This is a genomic window from Rhizobium sp. NLR16a, assembly GCF_017948245.1.
GTDB lineage: Bacteria > Pseudomonadota > Alphaproteobacteria > Rhizobiales > Rhizobiaceae > Rhizobium.
In genome coordinates, this window is the sequence record NZ_CP072865.1 from 3,563,263 (window position 1) to 3,578,322 (window position 15,060).

The following is a 15,060-nucleotide window of genomic DNA, read 5'->3' on the forward strand; positions in this document are numbered from 1 at the left end:
ATTTCACGGCAATTGCCGTCTAAAATGGCCTTTCGGATGCAAACGTTAAAAAATTCTCATCGATCTTAACGGCTTGTTTACCACGTTTCGTGAAAGGTGCGGATTGAGCCGTAGTGATCCGCATTCCTTTTCCCCGTCTCGCGTTTCCCAAGGATGCCGCTACATCGTTCAGCGCGAGGAAAGTCTAATTGACTATCTTCTCATGGATGAAGGCGCTCCGGTCCGTGACAGGCGCGGGCCATAGACGGAAAAGCCACGGATCGAGCTCTGACGAGAGGTCGAACAGTCGAAGCGAGCAAGAAGATGAACGGATCGCGATCAAATCCTTCCCGACAGTCCGACAGGACCTCGCTCGATGCGCTGAACCGCACGATCGAAGGGCTGGAGGCGCGCATCGAAGGGCTGATGGGCAGCGGACGCGATCAGCGGCCGCGCACGCCAACGGCCGAGCGCGATCCTTATGCGGCCCCCCATGCGCCGCGGCCGGCAAGGGCGCCGCTCGAGCCGCGGCCGGATCCGCTGGCGGAAATTCGCCAGCGCCAGCGCGCATTGGAAGCGGGCCGCGAACGCTCCTATGGGCGCGAGCAGGCCGCTCAGCTGCGCGACCCCGCACCCCGCGCCGCGGCGCCACTCGCCGCCCCTGCCTTGCGCGCCGGCGACGACACGATGACCGAGATCGCCCAGGCGCTCGTCAACCTGCGCCAAGACCTGAAGCGCGACATTTCCGAGGGCGTGTCCCGCGAGATGAGCGCGCTGCGCGCCGAACTCCGCGAGATCAAGGCTACTGCCGGAGACAGCCGCTTCGCCGACGACATCCGCGCCGACATGGGCCGTCTTGCCCAGAGCATCAGCCAGTTGACCGGCCGCTCGAGCGGCCCCGAGGCCGCCGGCCTGCGGGAGGAGTTCGAGGAGCTGCGCTCGCTGATGGACGGACTGGCGCGCGAGGATTCGCTGCGCCACATGGAAAACCGCTGGGACGGCGTCGAGAGCCGGCTTGCCGCACTCGATACCGAGGGGCTGCAGGAAGAGCTCGTTTCGCTGGCCTACCGGCTCGACGATATCAAGCGCCATATCGGCGGCATGGGCGAAAGCCCGGCGGTGCGGGCACTGGAAGACAAGCTGATCGCCATCGCCACGGCGATGGAGCAGTTCGGCAACATGATCCAGCCGCATGACCGGGTCATGTCCGAGCAGTTCGCGGCCATGGACACGCGGCTCGATGAGATCAGCCGGGCGATCGCCGCCAGCGGACGCGCGGCCGCCGGCAACGATCCGACGCTGATGCAGCGGCTGGAAAGCCGCCTCTCGTCGCTCGCCGACCAGATCGACTTGATGAGCCATGACGCGGCCAGCCGCGCAAACCCGGCCGACGAGCTGGCGATGCGGCTTGAGGCGCTGACGGAGCGTGTCGAGGAGCTGACCAAGGCGGAAGCGACGTCGCGGCTCGACGAGCGCCTGGAACATCTTTCCTACCTGCTGGAGCGCACCCAGATGGCGGCCGCGCAACCCGACCTCACCGGACCGCTTTCCGACATCTCCCGCAAGATCGACGCGCTCGAGAACGGCGCCGTCAACGACGTGCTGGCTCAGCGGCTCGATTATCTCGCCCGGCGGATCGACGAGATGGCCCATCAGCAACCCGCACCTGCCGCGGCGATCGATGACAGAGTCTTCCAGCGTCTCGAAGGCCGGCTGAGCGACATCGCCGCCCGGCTGGAAGAGACCACAGCGGCGCCGCCAACCGATCCGCGGGCGCTGAAGAACCTCGAAGACCAGATCGCCAATCTTTCGGCGCTGATGAGCGAGCCGCGCGAAGGCGCCGCAATTCCGGCCGATCTCGACCGGCGCATGGGCGCGATCGAAGACTATATGGCGACAAGCGACGAATATATCATCGAGGCGGCGCGCCAGGCGGCGGAAGCCGTCGTCGAGGCCTATTCGCGCAATGGCGGCCTGCAGGGCGGCGTGCCCGCCGCCGACCTGTCGGCGCTGACGGCGCTGGCCGAGGATCTGCGCCATCTCGAGGATATCAGCCGCGACAGCGAGGAGCGCACGCACAAGACCTTCAAGGCGCTGCACGAGACGCTGGTCCATATCGCCGAGCGCCTCGACAGCATGGAAGAGCGCGGACGGCCGATCGCTCAGATGCCGGTGGCCGACGTCGATTTCGATGTCGACCCCTACGCGCTGTTGGTGACCGAAGCCGCCCAGACACCGGAGGCGGTCCTGGCGGCGAAGGCCTCTCCGGTCATCCGCACGGCAGAGGTCGCAGCCGAACCGGTCGCCCAGGCTACGGCGATGAGCGCGACGAGCGCAATCGCCATCGAAGCCGCAACGCGGCCGCCGGAGGCCCCGACGCCGGCACCGGTAAGAACCAGCCTGCTCGCCAGCCTTGGCAAGCGGCTGCGGCCCGCCAAGAAAGCCGAGACGCAGGCGAACGAGCGACCGGTGATCGACCCGGCGCCGTCGATCGATCCCGCCGACGTGGTTCCAACGGATGCCGCGAACGAACTGCTCGAGCCGGGTTCGGGCGCGCCCGACGTCAAGAAGATTCTCGAGCGGGTGCGCGCCAGCCAGAATGCCCAACGCGGCAAACCTGCCGTCGAGACCGATCGCGCCGATTACATCGCCGCTGCGCGCCGGGCGGCGCAGGCAGCCGCAATGGAAGTGGACGCCAATCCGAAGCAGGCGGCAGTCAAGGCCGAGAAGAAGGCCGCGAATGCCGACAAGGCCGGCAAGGCGGGCAAAACCAGCGCCTTTTCGCGCTACCGCCGGCCAATTCTTCTCGCCGTCGGCGCCGTGCTGCTCGCCATCATGGCCTTTCCGCTGGCCCGGACGCTGACGAGCGGCGAACCCGCACCGCAGCCGCCGGCGGAGGTCTCGGCACTGACGGGGGTGACGGACAACCCGCAGCCGGTCCTGCCTGAGGCAACACCCGCCAAGCCGGACACCGGCTCTGCCGATATGAACGCCCCTGCGACGGAGCGCGCGCCGGCCATCGATCAGGCGCAGCCGGAAAAAGCCCCGGCTGCCGCCGGCGATCATCTGACCGATGCAACCCCGCTCGACGGCGAAGGGGCTGCAACCTTGGCCCCCGCCGGCTCGTCCGCGGCTACGCAGGAAACCTCGAGCTTCACTCCGAACAGCCCGACCGCAGCGGCGGCCGCGCCGCAGGCAGCGATCGCCATCCCCGACAGCGTGCAGCCGAAATCACTTGCCGATGCGGCGCAGGGCGGCGACGCCCTGGCGCTGTTCGAGATCGGTGCGCGCTATTCGGACGGCCGCAACGGCATGGGTGTCGATCAGAAACAGGCCGCAGGCTGGTACCAGCTTTCGGCCGACAAGGGTTTTGCACCGGCGCAATACCGGCTCGGCAGCATGTATGAGAAGGGCAACGGCGTCGAACGCGACATCGCCAAGGCGAAGGGCTTCTACGAGCAGGCGGCGACCCAGGGCAATGCCAGCGCCATGCACAATCTCGCCGTTCTCTACGCCTCCGGCGCACTCGGCCAGCAGGATTATGCGACGGCGGCGTCGTGGTTCACCAAGGCCGCCAATCTCGGCATCACCGATAGCCAGTTCAACCTGGCAATCCTCTGCGCGAGGGGCAACGGCGTTCCGGCGGATCTGGAAGAATCCTACAAGTGGTTCGCGATCGCCGCCAAGGCCGGCGACAAGGATGCAGCGCAGAAGCGCGACGAAGTGGCCAACGCCATGAAGGCCGACCAGCTCGAACGGGCGCGCGCCAAGGCCGATCTCTGGAAGCCGGAACCGCTCGACCATCGCGCCAACGGCATCGACATTCCCGACGAATGGGCGGGCACGGGCATGAAGACGGCAACCGTCGACATGAAGAAGGCGATCCGCAACATCCAGGCGATCCTCAACAATAACGGCTTCGACGCCGGCGTGCCGGACGGCGAAATGGGGGCGAAAACCGTCGCCGCGATCAAGAGCTTCCAGAAGTCGATCGGCCAGGAGCCGGACGGCAAGGTGAGCGACGCGACCGTCAAGGCGCTGCTCGAACGCAACAAGCAGGTCGCCAAGGCGATCTGAGGCGCGTCGACGAAGGCCGAGCCTAAGACCCCTCGCCAGCCCCTCCCCACAAGGGGGTTAGGGAGGGTCTTCGCCGGCCCCGCGGCGCTTTGCCGCAAGCTTTTCCGAATTTTTCCAACGGTCGTCACAAAACCTGAAAAAAGCCCGATTATGGCGGACATATCGATCCGCGCATCGCCGAATCTCCTGCCATCGATCTCCATCCATCAGGGCCGATCGAAAGCCTCTGGCAACGATTTCACAGTATGGTGTGCATTCGAACGGGGACATGACAGGAACCGCCCGGCAGGAGCGGTCATCATTCGGGGTCGGTTGTGACAATCTATCTGCCAATCGCAGAATTGTCGGTGAACATCTTCATCATTCTCGGCATGGGGGCGGCCGTCGGATTCCTGTCTGGAATGTTCGGCGTCGGCGGCGGTTTTCTCATCACCCCGCTATTGATCTTCTACAACATCCCGCCTGTCGTCGCCGTCGCCACCGGTGCCAACCAGGTCGTGGCGTCGTCGATTTCGGGTGCGATCACCCATTTCCGACGCGGCACGCTCGACGTCAAGCTCGGCACGGTGCTTCTGGTCGGCGGTCTTTCAGGGGCGACCGTCGGCATCTGGATCTTCTCGCTGCTGCGCGCCATCGGCCAGCTCGATCTGATCATCTCGCTGATGTATGTCGTCTTCCTCGGCACGGTCGGCGGGTTGATGCTGCTCGAAAGCATCAATGCCATGCGCCGGGCGGCACGCAATGAGCCGCCTGTACCGCGCAAGCCGGGCCACCAGCACTGGGTGCACAAGCTGCCGCTCAAGGTGCGCTTCAAGAAATCGAAGATTTTCCTCAGCGTCATTCCGATCATTGCGCTCGGCTTTGCGATCGGTATCCTCACCTCGATCATGGGTGTCGGCGGCGGCTTCATCATGGTGCCGGCAATGATCTACCTGCTGCGCATCCCAACCAATGTCGTGGTGGGCACCTCGCTCTATCAGATCATCTTCGTGACCGCCTATACGACGATCGTGCAGGCGGCGACGAACTTCTCCGTCGACATCGTGCTTGCCTTCATCCTGATGGTGGCGGGTGTCGTCGGGGCGCAATACGGCGTGCGCGTCGGCCAGAAGCTGCGCGGCGAACAGCTGCGCGCCCTGCTCGGCCTGCTGGTGCTGGCCGTCGGCCTGCGTCTGGCGATCGCGCTGGTGGTCACGCCGGCGGACGTCTATTCGGTGGTGATGGGGACCGGCAACTGATGCGCCTGCTTGCCTCGATCCTCCTGCTCCTGTGTCTGCTGCCGGCGGTTGCCGGAGCGCAGTGGCTGCCGGGGCAGGCAACGGAAGCGGTGCGCGAGGGGCTCGAGATCGGCACATCGACCAGCGAAATCGCCATCACTTCGGATTTCCATGGCGCGGATCTGACGATCTTCGGGGCGCTCTCGAACACCGACCAGCTGCTGCTCGCCATTGGCCAGTATGACGTGGTGGTGGTGCTGGAAGGCCCGCGCGAGGACGCAACGGTGCGCAAGAAGGAACGCGTCTTCGGCATCTGGGTGAACAGGCGCTCGATGACTTTCGAGGCGGTGCCGCATTCCTATTCGATGTCGAGCTCGCGCATGATCGACGATCTGACGACGCCGCTCGAACTCACCGATCAGGGGATCGGCATCGACCACATTCCGCTGACGCCGGTCGGCTTCGTCGGCGACGGCAGCAATCTCGGCGAATTCCGTCAGGCTTTCCTCCGACTGCAGCAGGGCGGCGCGCTTTATGACCGCAACCCGAGCGGCGTGCGGTTCGTTTCATCGAACCTCTTCAAGGCGAGCCTGCGCCTGCCGGCAAATATTCCGAACGGGGTGCATACGGTGCGTGCCTATCTCTTCAAGAGCGGCAATCTCATCACCGATAAATCGCTGCCGCTGCGCGTCATCAAGACGGGCATCGAGCAGACGATCACCGATGCGGCCCATGATCAGCCGATCCTCTACGGCTTTGCGGCCGTGGCGCTCGCCGTCGTCACCGGCTGGGGGGCCAGCCTGATCTTCCGCAAGGAATGATCCGGCGCCGACGGCGAAATCATCGCGCCCTTGTCTCATGTCTTCAGGAAGGCGAGCCGCTCATCGACGCGGGCGGGGGCAATTTCCAGAATATCGGCGCTGACGACGCCTTCCGCTACAAAAGGATCCTGCCGGATCCGGGTTTCGAGTTCAGCGCGCGAGGTGTTGTGGGCGACGACCGCTCCACCTGCGTTCGGCTGAAGGCCGCCGGCGAGAAAAAAAATCCCATCGTCGAAGCCGCGTTTGAGCCAGGCATTGTGCGCCTCCATCAGAACGGGCGCTTTGGCCTTGCCATCAGAAAACTTCAGCGTAATGAAAAACATCCAAGGGCTCCTTTAGCAATGCTGTCGGGAATAGGTTTCGGGAAAGACGGGTGTTCCGGGCCGCTGCGCAGACAGCCAGGCGCGCATGTTTTCCACCTCGTTTCGAACAAAGATTTCGTCGTGATAGGCGGCCGCGAGCGTCGCAACACCTTGGCTTCGCATCAGAATGTGCATGGCAAGCGCATCGGCTTCAGCCTCGCGGCCGAATGCGCTGAATTGACGTGAGAGCCAATGGCGAAACAGATCGAAAAGTTCGGCAGCGCGGCCCTTGGCAATGTGATCGAGCTTGGCGAGTTCGCCGCAAAGCGTGCCGACCGGACAGCCATAGGCCATGATCTTCGCCTGATTGACGATGAGGAGATTGACGAAGCTGAGAATGCGCTCCTCAGGGGTCTCGGCTTTCGCTTCCCACCCATCGAGCATTGACCTGGTCTTGCGGAGGCGATGGGTGATCACCGCATCGAGAAGCTCGTCCTTCGTCTTGAAGTGATAATAAAAATTGCCTCGCGAGAGTCCGACTACTCCCGCAATGTCGGCAAAGGACGTTGCTTCGAAGCCTCTTTCATAGAAAAGCCAGTCGGCGGCTTCCACTATCTGCTGTCGGGTGGCCGCAGCGACCATTATATTCTCCCTCTATCCGCGAAGGCTACGACTCGTAGGTCATTTGACCTAGACGGTATTTGGACAATCGACCTAGAAGAGTCAAGCGCCGAGACCCTTGTCGATGGAGCCTTTCGAACCACTTGCCTTTCGCAATCAGTTGTACTATCGTGAACCAGTTGCTTATTGAAACTGGTTTTTCGAGGAGGATAAAAATGCGGAAGCTTGTCGTGTGGAACCTGATGACGCTCGATGGCTATTTCGAGGGAACGAAACCGTGGGACATCGACTTCCACAATCTCGCCTGGGGACCGGAGCTCAAGCGCTATGCCGAGCAGTTCGGCGAGGAAGGTGATCTTCTGGTCTTCGGCCGCAAGACCTATGAAGGCATGGCCGCCTACTGGCCGACCGCGGAGGACGAAGACAAGATCAAGGCCTATATGAACGGCACTCCCAAGATCGCCGTCTCTCGAACGATGACCGATCCCGGCTGGAACAATGCGCGTGTCGTCAGCGATCCTATCCCCGAGTTGAGGAGGCTGAAGCAGGAAGACGGCAAGACCATCTTCATCTTCGGCAGCGCCGTGCTTGCCGACAGCCTGCTGAAGGCCGGCCTCATCGATGAGATCAGGGTCTGCGTGGTGCCGGTCATTCTCGGCGGCGGCGATCCCCTTTTCAAAGCGAACGAGGCCCAAGTGCCGTTGAAGCTCATCGAATCCTCGACCACGCAAAGTGGCGCGGTGATCCTGCGCTACGAGCCGGTCGAGGCGTAGCGGCCCGTGGGTCTTGGCTGTCTAGTTCCTGAAAAAGACCCTTCCCCAACCCTCCCCACAAGGGGGAGGGGCTTATATGCCGCCCCCGCTGCTCTCCATATCACCCTTGCATCTGCGGAAAGGCTGACGTCTGCCCAGTTGGCGCAGCGCCTTAGCCCCTCCCCTTGTGCGGAGGGATTGGGGAGGAGTCTTCATAATGGCATCCCTTCGGAAAAGCTCGTATTCGACTAAAAACCGGTTTTTAACATTTACGAGTTAGTAATCTCTCGGAAACGAGAGGTTCTGTTATGCGTACTCGTATCGTTCTGACCGCCGTGGGTCTCGCGCTGCTTGCCGGCTGCGCGACGGCGCCGAAGCAGACGAGGAACATCTGCGCCGTCTTCGACGAGCGTGAAGGACTTTTCTCCAGCTGGCAGAGGGCGGCCGAGCGGACGGAGAAGAAATACGGCGTGCCCGTACCGATCCTGATGGCGACGATGTACACCGAATCCGGCTTCCAGCCCTATGCGCGGCCGCCGCGCACCAAGCTCTTCGGCTTCATTCCCTGGACCCGGCCGTCGACGGCCTACGGCTATTCGCAAGCGCTCGACGGGACATGGGATCACTATCAGTCGCAGACGGGGAACTGGGCGGCGCGGCGGACGAATTTTACCGACGCGATCGATTTCATCGGCTGGTATCATTACCAGAACAGCGTGGTCACCGGCATTCCACTGAACGATGCCTATAACCTCTATCTCGCCTATTATTCCGGTCCGACCGGATATAAGCGCGGTGACTGGCGCTCGAACGGGCAATTGCAGCAGACAGCGCAGAAGTTCGCACGCATGGCCGGGATGTATCAGCAACAGTTGCACGGGTGTGATTGAGTTCAAAGGCGTGCCGTGTGGCACCCTATCGACAGGCGCTACCCCCGCAAATTCCCGTAGCGGACCGAATAGATCCTGTCGCGTCCCAACAGGTGCGCGATCAGCGAAGCTTTGTCGAACAGGCCCTTCATCGCCTGATGGCCGAGGTCGAGACCACCGCTCATCACCCCGAAGGCCGGCATCAGGAGGCGGGCGCCATCGGCGGCAAAACAGGGGCGGCGGATCGATCTTTCGCGTCGGCGCACGGTCGCCGAAGGATGCAGATGGCCGGCGATCTCGCCGCTCTGTAAGCCGTTTCTCGGCTCGTGGCGGAAGGTCAGGCCGGCATAGTGCACCTCGTCGACGCAGGCGCCCGGGAGATCGACGACGCCATCGGGATCGTGATTGCCGTTGACCCAGATCCATTCGCGGCCACGCGCCATGCCGACGATCAAAGCGCGGAAATTGTCCGGCAGATGCTTCGAGCCGATGCGGTCGTGAAAATTGTCGCCGAGCGAGACGACGAGCTTCGGGTCGTAACGCGAGATGACGGCGGAAAGCACGGTCAGCGTCGCCAGCGTGTCATAGGGCGGCAGCATCATGCCGCGGCGGGCGAAGGCGGCACCCTTTTCCAGATGCAGGTCGGAGACGACAAGCAGGCCGGCATCCGGCAGATAGAGGGCGCCGAGCGGATCGCAAACGGCGGCAATACCGTTCACCGATGTCTCGATGCCCGGTATTGCGGCCAGTCCCGATATGTCGCGCGCGAGCGCCAAGCGGTTCATCACTGTCGTCGTTTCCAAATTCGTCAAGCCAGAGCTTCGGCGATCAGATCGTCGGCCGCTTCGGCGAGCAGCGCATCATGGGCCTCGCCCGGCACCGCCTCCCGTCCGATCTCCAGCATCACCGGCACGGCGAGCGGGGAAATATGGTCGAGCGGCCGGTGGGTGATGTGGCCCCTGATTCGCATCAGCATATCGCCAAGACGACTTATGTCCAAAAGTCCCGTCGCCGCATCCTGGCGCGTCGCCTGCAGCAGGATGTGATCCGGCTCATGGCTGCGCAGCACGTCGTAGATCAGATCGGCCGAGACGGTGATCTGGCGGCCGCTCTTCTCCTTGCCCGGATGGCGGCGCTCGATCAAGCCTGCAATCACGGCGCAATTGCGGAAGGTGCGCTTCAGCAGGAAGGATTCGGCGAGCCAGGCTTCGAGATCGTCGCCGAGCATATCCGCATCGAAGAGGTCGGAGAGGCTGAGCCGGCCATTGCCGATCATCAGCCCCATATCCTCCAGGCCCCAGACGGCCAGCGAATAATCGGTGGCGACGAAACCGAGCGGCTTGGCGCCCGCCCGCTCCAGCCGGCGGGTGAGCAGCATGCCGAGCGTCTGATGGGCGAGACGGCCCTCGAAGGGATAGGCGACCATATAGCCGCGGCTGCCGCGCGGAAAGGTTTCGATCAGGAACTCGTCGCGTTTCGGCAGCATCGACTTGTCGGTTTGCAGCGCCAGCCAGTCGCGCACCTGATCCGGCAGGTGGCGCCAGCGATCGGGATCGGCGATCATCGCCCGCACCTGCTCGGCGAGATAGGTCGACAGCGGAAACTTGCCGCCATTATAGGCGGGGATCTTCGGATCGAGCGAAAAGGCCTGCGAGGCCAGGCATTCGTTTTCCCGGATGCCTTCGAAACGCAGCACCTTGCCGGAGAAGACGAAGGTGTCGCCCGGCGACAATTGCTCGAGGAAATATTCCTCGACCTTGCCCAGCGTGGCGCCGCCGCGGCCGATCCGGCTGCCCTCGCCGCGCTTGACCATGCGGATGTTCAGCATCGGGCTTTCGACGATGGTGCCGAGGTTGAGGCGGTACTGCTGGGCGACGGCCGGATTGGAGACGCGCCAGCGCCCCTCCTTGGTTTTGCGGATGCGGGCGTAACGCTCGTAGGTCCGAAGCGCATAACCGCCGGTCGCGACGAAATCGACGACGCGCTCGAAGGTCTCCCAGCTGAGATCGGCATAGGGCGAGGCGCTGATGATTTCATCGTAGAGTTCCAGCATGTCGAAAGGTTCGGCGCAGGCCATGCCGAGCACGTGCTGGGCGAGCACGTCGAGCGCGCCGCGGCCGACGGGCGGCGTGTCCTGGGCGCCGATATAATTGGCGTCGAGGGCGGCCTGGCACTCCATCACCTCGAAACGGTTGGCCGGCACGAGGATCGCCTTCGAAGGCTCGTCCATGCGGTGATTGGCGCGGCCGATGCGCTGAGCAAGACGCGAGGCGCCCTTCGGCGCGCCGACATGGATGACGAGATCGACATCGCCCCAGTCGATGCCGAGATCGAGAGTTGAGGTGGCGACGACGGCGCGCAGCCGGTTTTCGGCCATCGCCGCCTCGACCTTGCGGCGCTGGGCGACATCGAGCGAGCCGTGGTGGAGGGCGATCGGCAGATTGTCGTCATTGATCGTCCAGAGTTCCTGGAACAGCATCTCGGCCTGGCTGCGGGTATTGACGAACAGCAGCGTCGTCTTGTGTTCGAGCAGCTGCTTGTAGACATCGGGAATGGCGTAACGGGCGGCATGACCGGCCCAGGGAATGCGCTCCTCGGTCGACAGGATCGAGATATCGGGTTTGGCGCCGCCTTCGACGACGACGAGACCGGCATGATGCTCCCTGCCCTCCTGCCCCCCGCCCTCCCTTTGGGCGACCAGCCATTTCTGCAGGTCCATCGGCTCGGCAACCGTCGCCGAAAGCCCGATCGTCTTCAGGTCGGGGGCAAGCCGGCGCAGGCGGGCAAGGCCGAGCGACAGCATATGGCCGCGCTTGGAGGTGACGAGCGAGTGCAGCTCGTCGAGCACGACATATTTCAGGTCCTTGAAGAAACGCTCAGCCTCGCGGTTCGCCAGAAGCAGGGCGACCTGCTCCGGCGTCGTCAGCAGAATATCCGGTGGATTGAGCTTCTGGCGCTGGCGCTTGGCAATCGGCGTATCGCCGGTGCGATTTTCTATCGTGACGGGCAGACCCATCTCTTCGACCGGCTTCATCAGGTTGCGCTCGATATCGATCGCCAGCGCCTTCAGCGGCGAGACGTAGAGCGTATGGATACCGGTGAAGGCGGAGCCGGGCGGAATTTTGCCGCGGCGGGTGAGATCGGTGAGCGAGGGCAGGAAACCGGCCAGCGTCTTGCCGGCGCCGGTCGGCGCGATCAGCAGCGTGCTCTGACCGGCCTCGGCGCGGGCGAGCAGCTCCAGCTGATGGGCGCGCGGGCGCCAGCCCTTTTCCGCAAACCAGCGGGTAAAGGCGGCAGGAAGCAAGGTGTCGGAATCGATCTGGTCCACGCCCTGAAGGTAGTGAAAATCGGGCGAAAAAGAAGAGCAGGGCCGCCGCCTACATCGCGATATAGCGGTCCTTGCGGTGATTGATGGCGAGCGTCAGGTTGAGCACGACGGCGCCCAGCACCGAGCAGGCGATGATGAAGGGGCTGGCGACGAAGAAGGAGAGCGCCAGCACGATGCCGTCGAAGCCGAGCTGGACGAGGCCAGCGCGCCAGCCGAAGCGATCCTGGATATAGAGGGCGAGAATGCCGATGCCGCCGAGGCTGGCGCGGTGGCGGAAGAGCGCCAGCATGCCGGCGGCAATGACGAGGCCGCCGAACAGCGCTCCGGCAACCGGATGGACATGCGTCACGCCGATGAATCCAGGCGCGAACTCGGACAGGACCGAGGTCAGTCCGATTGCGATGAAGGTCTTGATGGTGAAGGCCGGGCCCAGACGGCGGAAAGCGAGATAATAGAAGGGCAGGTTTACGGCAAAGAAGCAGAGACCGAAACTGATCCCGGTGGCGTAATGGGCCAGGAAGGCAAGCCCCGCGGTGCCGCCGGCCAGCAGACCGGCGCCGGAAAGCAGCGAGACGCCGAGCACGGCGAGCATGCTGCCGGCGACGATACCCTGCGCGTCGTCGAACAGCGAATGGCGATCGGCGCTGGAATTCAGAAGGCCCGTGAAGGCATTGGAGGCCATGATGTTCCCCTATCGGCTTTGCCGTTTTCTATCCGGCGCAGGGATAAAGACAAGTGCCCAGCGACGCCGTTGACAGCGCACATAATCATAGATATATTTTATCCATGATTAGTGGAGATGGCATCGATGAAAATGAGCGATGGAGTCGAGCAGGCCATTCACAGCGTCGCCATGCTCTCCGGCCTCTCCGAAGGCGGTGTGCTTTCGGCGGCTGCCCTGGCGGAATTCCACGGTGTTTCGACGAGCTACCTGCTCAAACACCTGCAAGCACTGTCGGGCGCGGGCATCCTCGATACCGTGCCGGGGCCGAAGGGCGGCTATCGGCTGGCGAAGGCGCCAGCGGACATTTCGCTGCTCGACATATTGCTTGCGGTCGAAGGGCCGGCGCCAGCCTTCCGCTGTGCCGAAATCCGCCAGCGCGGACCGAACCCGGTTTCCGAGCGCTTCTTCGCCAAGCCCTGCAACATAAGCGCCGCGATGCTCCGGGCCGAGCGGGTCTACCGGGCCGAACTCGCCAAGACCAGCATTGCCGATCTCGGCATCGAACTTGCCGCCCTCGACGACGGATCGATCGCAGCCCGGGGCTGCGCCTTCCTTGAAATCCATGAACGCAAGACGGCTCGTTGAGCCATAACATAGGAGAAAGACATGCAACCGCGTTTCAACTTCGCCAAAGCCGCTCCCGATGCTTACAAAGCAGTGGTCGCACTCGAACAACATGTCCAGTCTTCCGGGCTGGAGCGCCGCTTCATCCACCTGATCAAGCTACGCGCCTCGCAGATCAACGGCTGCGCCTACTGCGTCGACATGCATGTGAAGGAAGCCCGCCATGATGGGCTCAGCGAACAATGGATCAACCTGATGTGCGTCTGGCGGGAATCGCCGATCTATGACGCGCGCGAAAGGGCGCTGCTCGGCTGGGTCGACGCGGTGACCAATGTCGCCAAGACAGGCGCGCCGGACGCAGATTACGGGGCATTGAAGGCGCATTTCTCCGAAAAGGAGATGACCGAGATCACGGTGGCGATCGGTGCGATCAATATCTGGAACCGCCTTGCCGTCGGCTTCCGCTCGCAGCATCCCATCGACCAGGTGACGAAAGCCGCGTAAGCGATATTCACGGGAACCGACCCGAATATCTCGGGTCGGTCGATTATCTCATCATTGGTGATCGGCAGCGGCCCGCGCGACAACGGCGTCAGCGCCGTTGCCGGAGAGGTCTATGCTGTTGAATATGTCGCGGACAACCTTGGTAATTTCCTCTGCGGAAGCGCCCTTGGCGTATTCTTCCTGCATGCGGCGTCTTACGAGTTTTTCCAGATCTGACATGGTTCACCTCATCAATCCGGCGCGACAGGAGTGTCGCGCCGGGGCTGATCTGAGGCAAGTTACGATTTGTTTAGAGTGGGTTACCGATTTGTAAGGTTTGACTTTGGCCGTGGGCGCCAGGAAAGAGACCCCTCCCCAACCCCTACCACAAGGGGGAGGGGCTAAGGCGTTGCACCAACTGAGACAAACGTCAGGCTTCTGCGGCTGCAAGAGTGAAATAGAAAGCAACGAGAGCGGCATATAAGCCCCTCCCCTTGTGGGGAGGGGTTGGGGAGGGGACTTCTCTTAGGATGAGGCAGCCACCCTTACAGCGCAATATAACGATCAGCGCGGTGGTTGATGGCGACGAAGAGGTTGAGGACGATGGCGCCGAGGACCGAATAGAAGACGACGGGCGGCGTGGTGACGAAGAAGGCGGCGGCGAGCACGCACATGTCGATGGCGAGCTGGACGAGACCGGCGCGGATGCCGAAGCGTTCCTGCAGGTAGATGCCGAGAATGCCGACGCCGCCGAGGCTGGCGCGGTGGCGATAAAGCGCCAGCAGGCCGAAGCCGAGCAGCAGGCCGCCGAGAAGGGCAGCCCAGGCAGGGTGGATGCTCGAAATCGAGAGGAAGCGCGACTGCACCTCAGCCAGCACCGAGGTCAGACCGATGGCGATAAAGGTCTTGAGGGTGAAGACCAGGCCGAGGCGCTTCCAGGAGAGATAGAAGAACGGCAGGTTGAGCAGGAAGAAGGCGAGGCCAAAATTGACGCCGAAGGCATAGTGCAGGAGGAAGGCGACACCGGCGGTGCTGCCGGTGAGAAGGCCGGCGCTGGCGAGCACATAAAGGCCGAGGGCGGCAACCAGGCTGCCGGAGAAGATACCCTGCACGTCTTCGATCGGTGTATGGCGCGTCGCGCTGGTGTTCCAGACGCCAAGGGCATTGATGCGCTGTGTCATATCCCAGTCTCCATGGCAGACGAGTTCGCGAACGCCTCGGAGGAACTCCTGAAGGCGGTGAGTCTTTTCCAATGTGAAATGAGCCGGTAGGCCCTGCCTGTATCGCCGCGCTTCTGGCGGATATCATTGCAATATCAGCCTT

Annotated in this window: 14 protein-coding genes; 7 read left to right on the forward strand and 7 right to left on the reverse strand. The window is 63.1% G+C overall.

What is annotated here, in order from left to right; genetic code table 11:
• The first annotated feature begins 303 nt into the window (after positions 1-303).
• The 3 genes from J7U39_RS17245 to J7U39_RS17255 all read left to right on the forward strand — a co-directional run bounded on the left by J7U39_RS17245 (position 304) and on the right by J7U39_RS17255 (position 6,094).
• The gene (locus tag J7U39_RS17245; RefSeq protein WP_210629297.1) at positions 304-4,056 is read left to right on the forward strand and encodes a peptidoglycan-binding protein; all 3,753 of its coding nucleotides are present in this window, start codon (positions 304-306) and stop codon (positions 4,054-4,056) included.
• A 314-nt stretch (positions 4,057-4,370) separates the two neighbouring features.
• Positions 4,371-5,294 (forward strand): sulfite exporter TauE/SafE family protein, encoded by a 924-nt coding sequence (locus J7U39_RS17250; RefSeq protein WP_210629298.1) that lies wholly within the window; start codon positions 4,371-4,373, stop codon positions 5,292-5,294.
• Entirely contained in the window at positions 5,294-6,094 is an 801-nt protein-coding gene (locus J7U39_RS17255; RefSeq protein ID WP_210629299.1) for a TIGR02186 family protein, read from the forward strand. The genes J7U39_RS17250 and J7U39_RS17255 overlap by 1 nt, the downstream gene beginning before the upstream one ends.
• Positions 6,095-6,129: 35 nt before the next feature.
• Here the strand turns inward: J7U39_RS17255 and J7U39_RS17260 are convergent, their stop codons facing one another.
• A complete protein-coding gene (locus J7U39_RS17260; protein WP_210629300.1) occupies positions 6,130-6,417 on the reverse strand; it encodes a YciI family protein in 288 nt (95 codons plus the stop codon).
• A gap of 12 nt (positions 6,418-6,429) precedes the next feature.
• Complete coding sequence (locus J7U39_RS17265) at positions 6,430-7,038, reverse strand: TetR/AcrR family transcriptional regulator (protein ID WP_210629301.1); 609 nt, start codon at positions 7,036-7,038, stop codon at positions 6,430-6,432.
• Positions 7,039-7,232: 194 nt separating this feature from the next.
• On the opposite strand from J7U39_RS17265, the gene J7U39_RS17270 reads away from it, so the two are divergent.
• Both J7U39_RS17270 and J7U39_RS17275 read left to right on the forward strand, forming a co-directional pair.
• Positions 7,233-7,790, forward strand: a complete 558-nt coding sequence (locus J7U39_RS17270; RefSeq protein ID WP_210629302.1) for a dihydrofolate reductase family protein — start codon at positions 7,233-7,235, stop codon at positions 7,788-7,790.
• 287 nt (positions 7,791-8,077) lie between these two features.
• Positions 8,078-8,659, forward strand: a complete 582-nt coding sequence (locus J7U39_RS17275; protein WP_210629303.1) for a transglycosylase SLT domain-containing protein — start codon at positions 8,078-8,080, stop codon at positions 8,657-8,659.
• A 38-nt stretch (positions 8,660-8,697) separates the two neighbouring features.
• On the opposite strand, the gene pdeM is transcribed toward J7U39_RS17275, so the two are convergent.
• The 3 genes from pdeM to J7U39_RS17290 are packed head-to-tail and all read right to left on the reverse strand — an operon-like array spanning position 8,698 to position 12,648.
• Positions 8,698-9,423: a ligase-associated DNA damage response endonuclease PdeM gene (gene pdeM / locus J7U39_RS17280; protein WP_210631697.1), complete on the reverse strand. Its 726-nt coding sequence runs from the start codon at positions 9,421-9,423 to the stop codon at positions 8,698-8,700.
• A 23-nt stretch (positions 9,424-9,446) separates the two neighbouring features.
• On the reverse strand, positions 9,447-11,966 hold the full coding sequence (locus tag J7U39_RS17285) for a ligase-associated DNA damage response DEXH box helicase (RefSeq protein WP_210629304.1): 2,520 nt from the start codon (positions 11,964-11,966) through the stop codon (positions 9,447-9,449).
• Between the two features lie 49 nt (positions 11,967-12,015).
• On the reverse strand, positions 12,016-12,648 hold the full coding sequence (locus J7U39_RS17290; protein WP_210629305.1) for a YitT family protein: 633 nt from the start codon (positions 12,646-12,648) through the stop codon (positions 12,016-12,018).
• Positions 12,649-12,774: 126 nt separating this feature from the next.
• On the opposite strand from J7U39_RS17290, the gene J7U39_RS17295 reads away from it, so the two are divergent.
• The gene (locus tag J7U39_RS17295) at positions 12,775-13,275 is read left to right on the forward strand and encodes an Rrf2 family transcriptional regulator (protein WP_210629306.1); all 501 of its coding nucleotides are present in this window, start codon (positions 12,775-12,777) and stop codon (positions 13,273-13,275) included.
• Positions 13,276-13,296: 21 nt separating this feature from the next.
• Entirely contained in the window at positions 13,297-13,758 is a 462-nt protein-coding gene (locus J7U39_RS17300) for a carboxymuconolactone decarboxylase family protein (protein ID WP_210629307.1), read from the forward strand.
• Between the two features lie 51 nt (positions 13,759-13,809).
• Here the strand turns inward: J7U39_RS17300 and J7U39_RS17305 are convergent, their stop codons facing one another.
• Both J7U39_RS17305 and J7U39_RS17310 read right to left on the reverse strand, forming a co-directional pair.
• A complete protein-coding gene (locus tag J7U39_RS17305; RefSeq protein ID WP_210631717.1) occupies positions 13,810-13,977 on the reverse strand; it encodes a hypothetical protein in 168 nt (55 codons plus the stop codon).
• Positions 13,978-14,282: 305 nt separating this feature from the next.
• Positions 14,283-14,918, reverse strand: a complete 636-nt coding sequence (locus J7U39_RS17310; protein ID WP_210629308.1) for a YitT family protein — start codon at positions 14,916-14,918, stop codon at positions 14,283-14,285.
• Positions 14,919-15,060 lie beyond the last annotated feature (142 nt).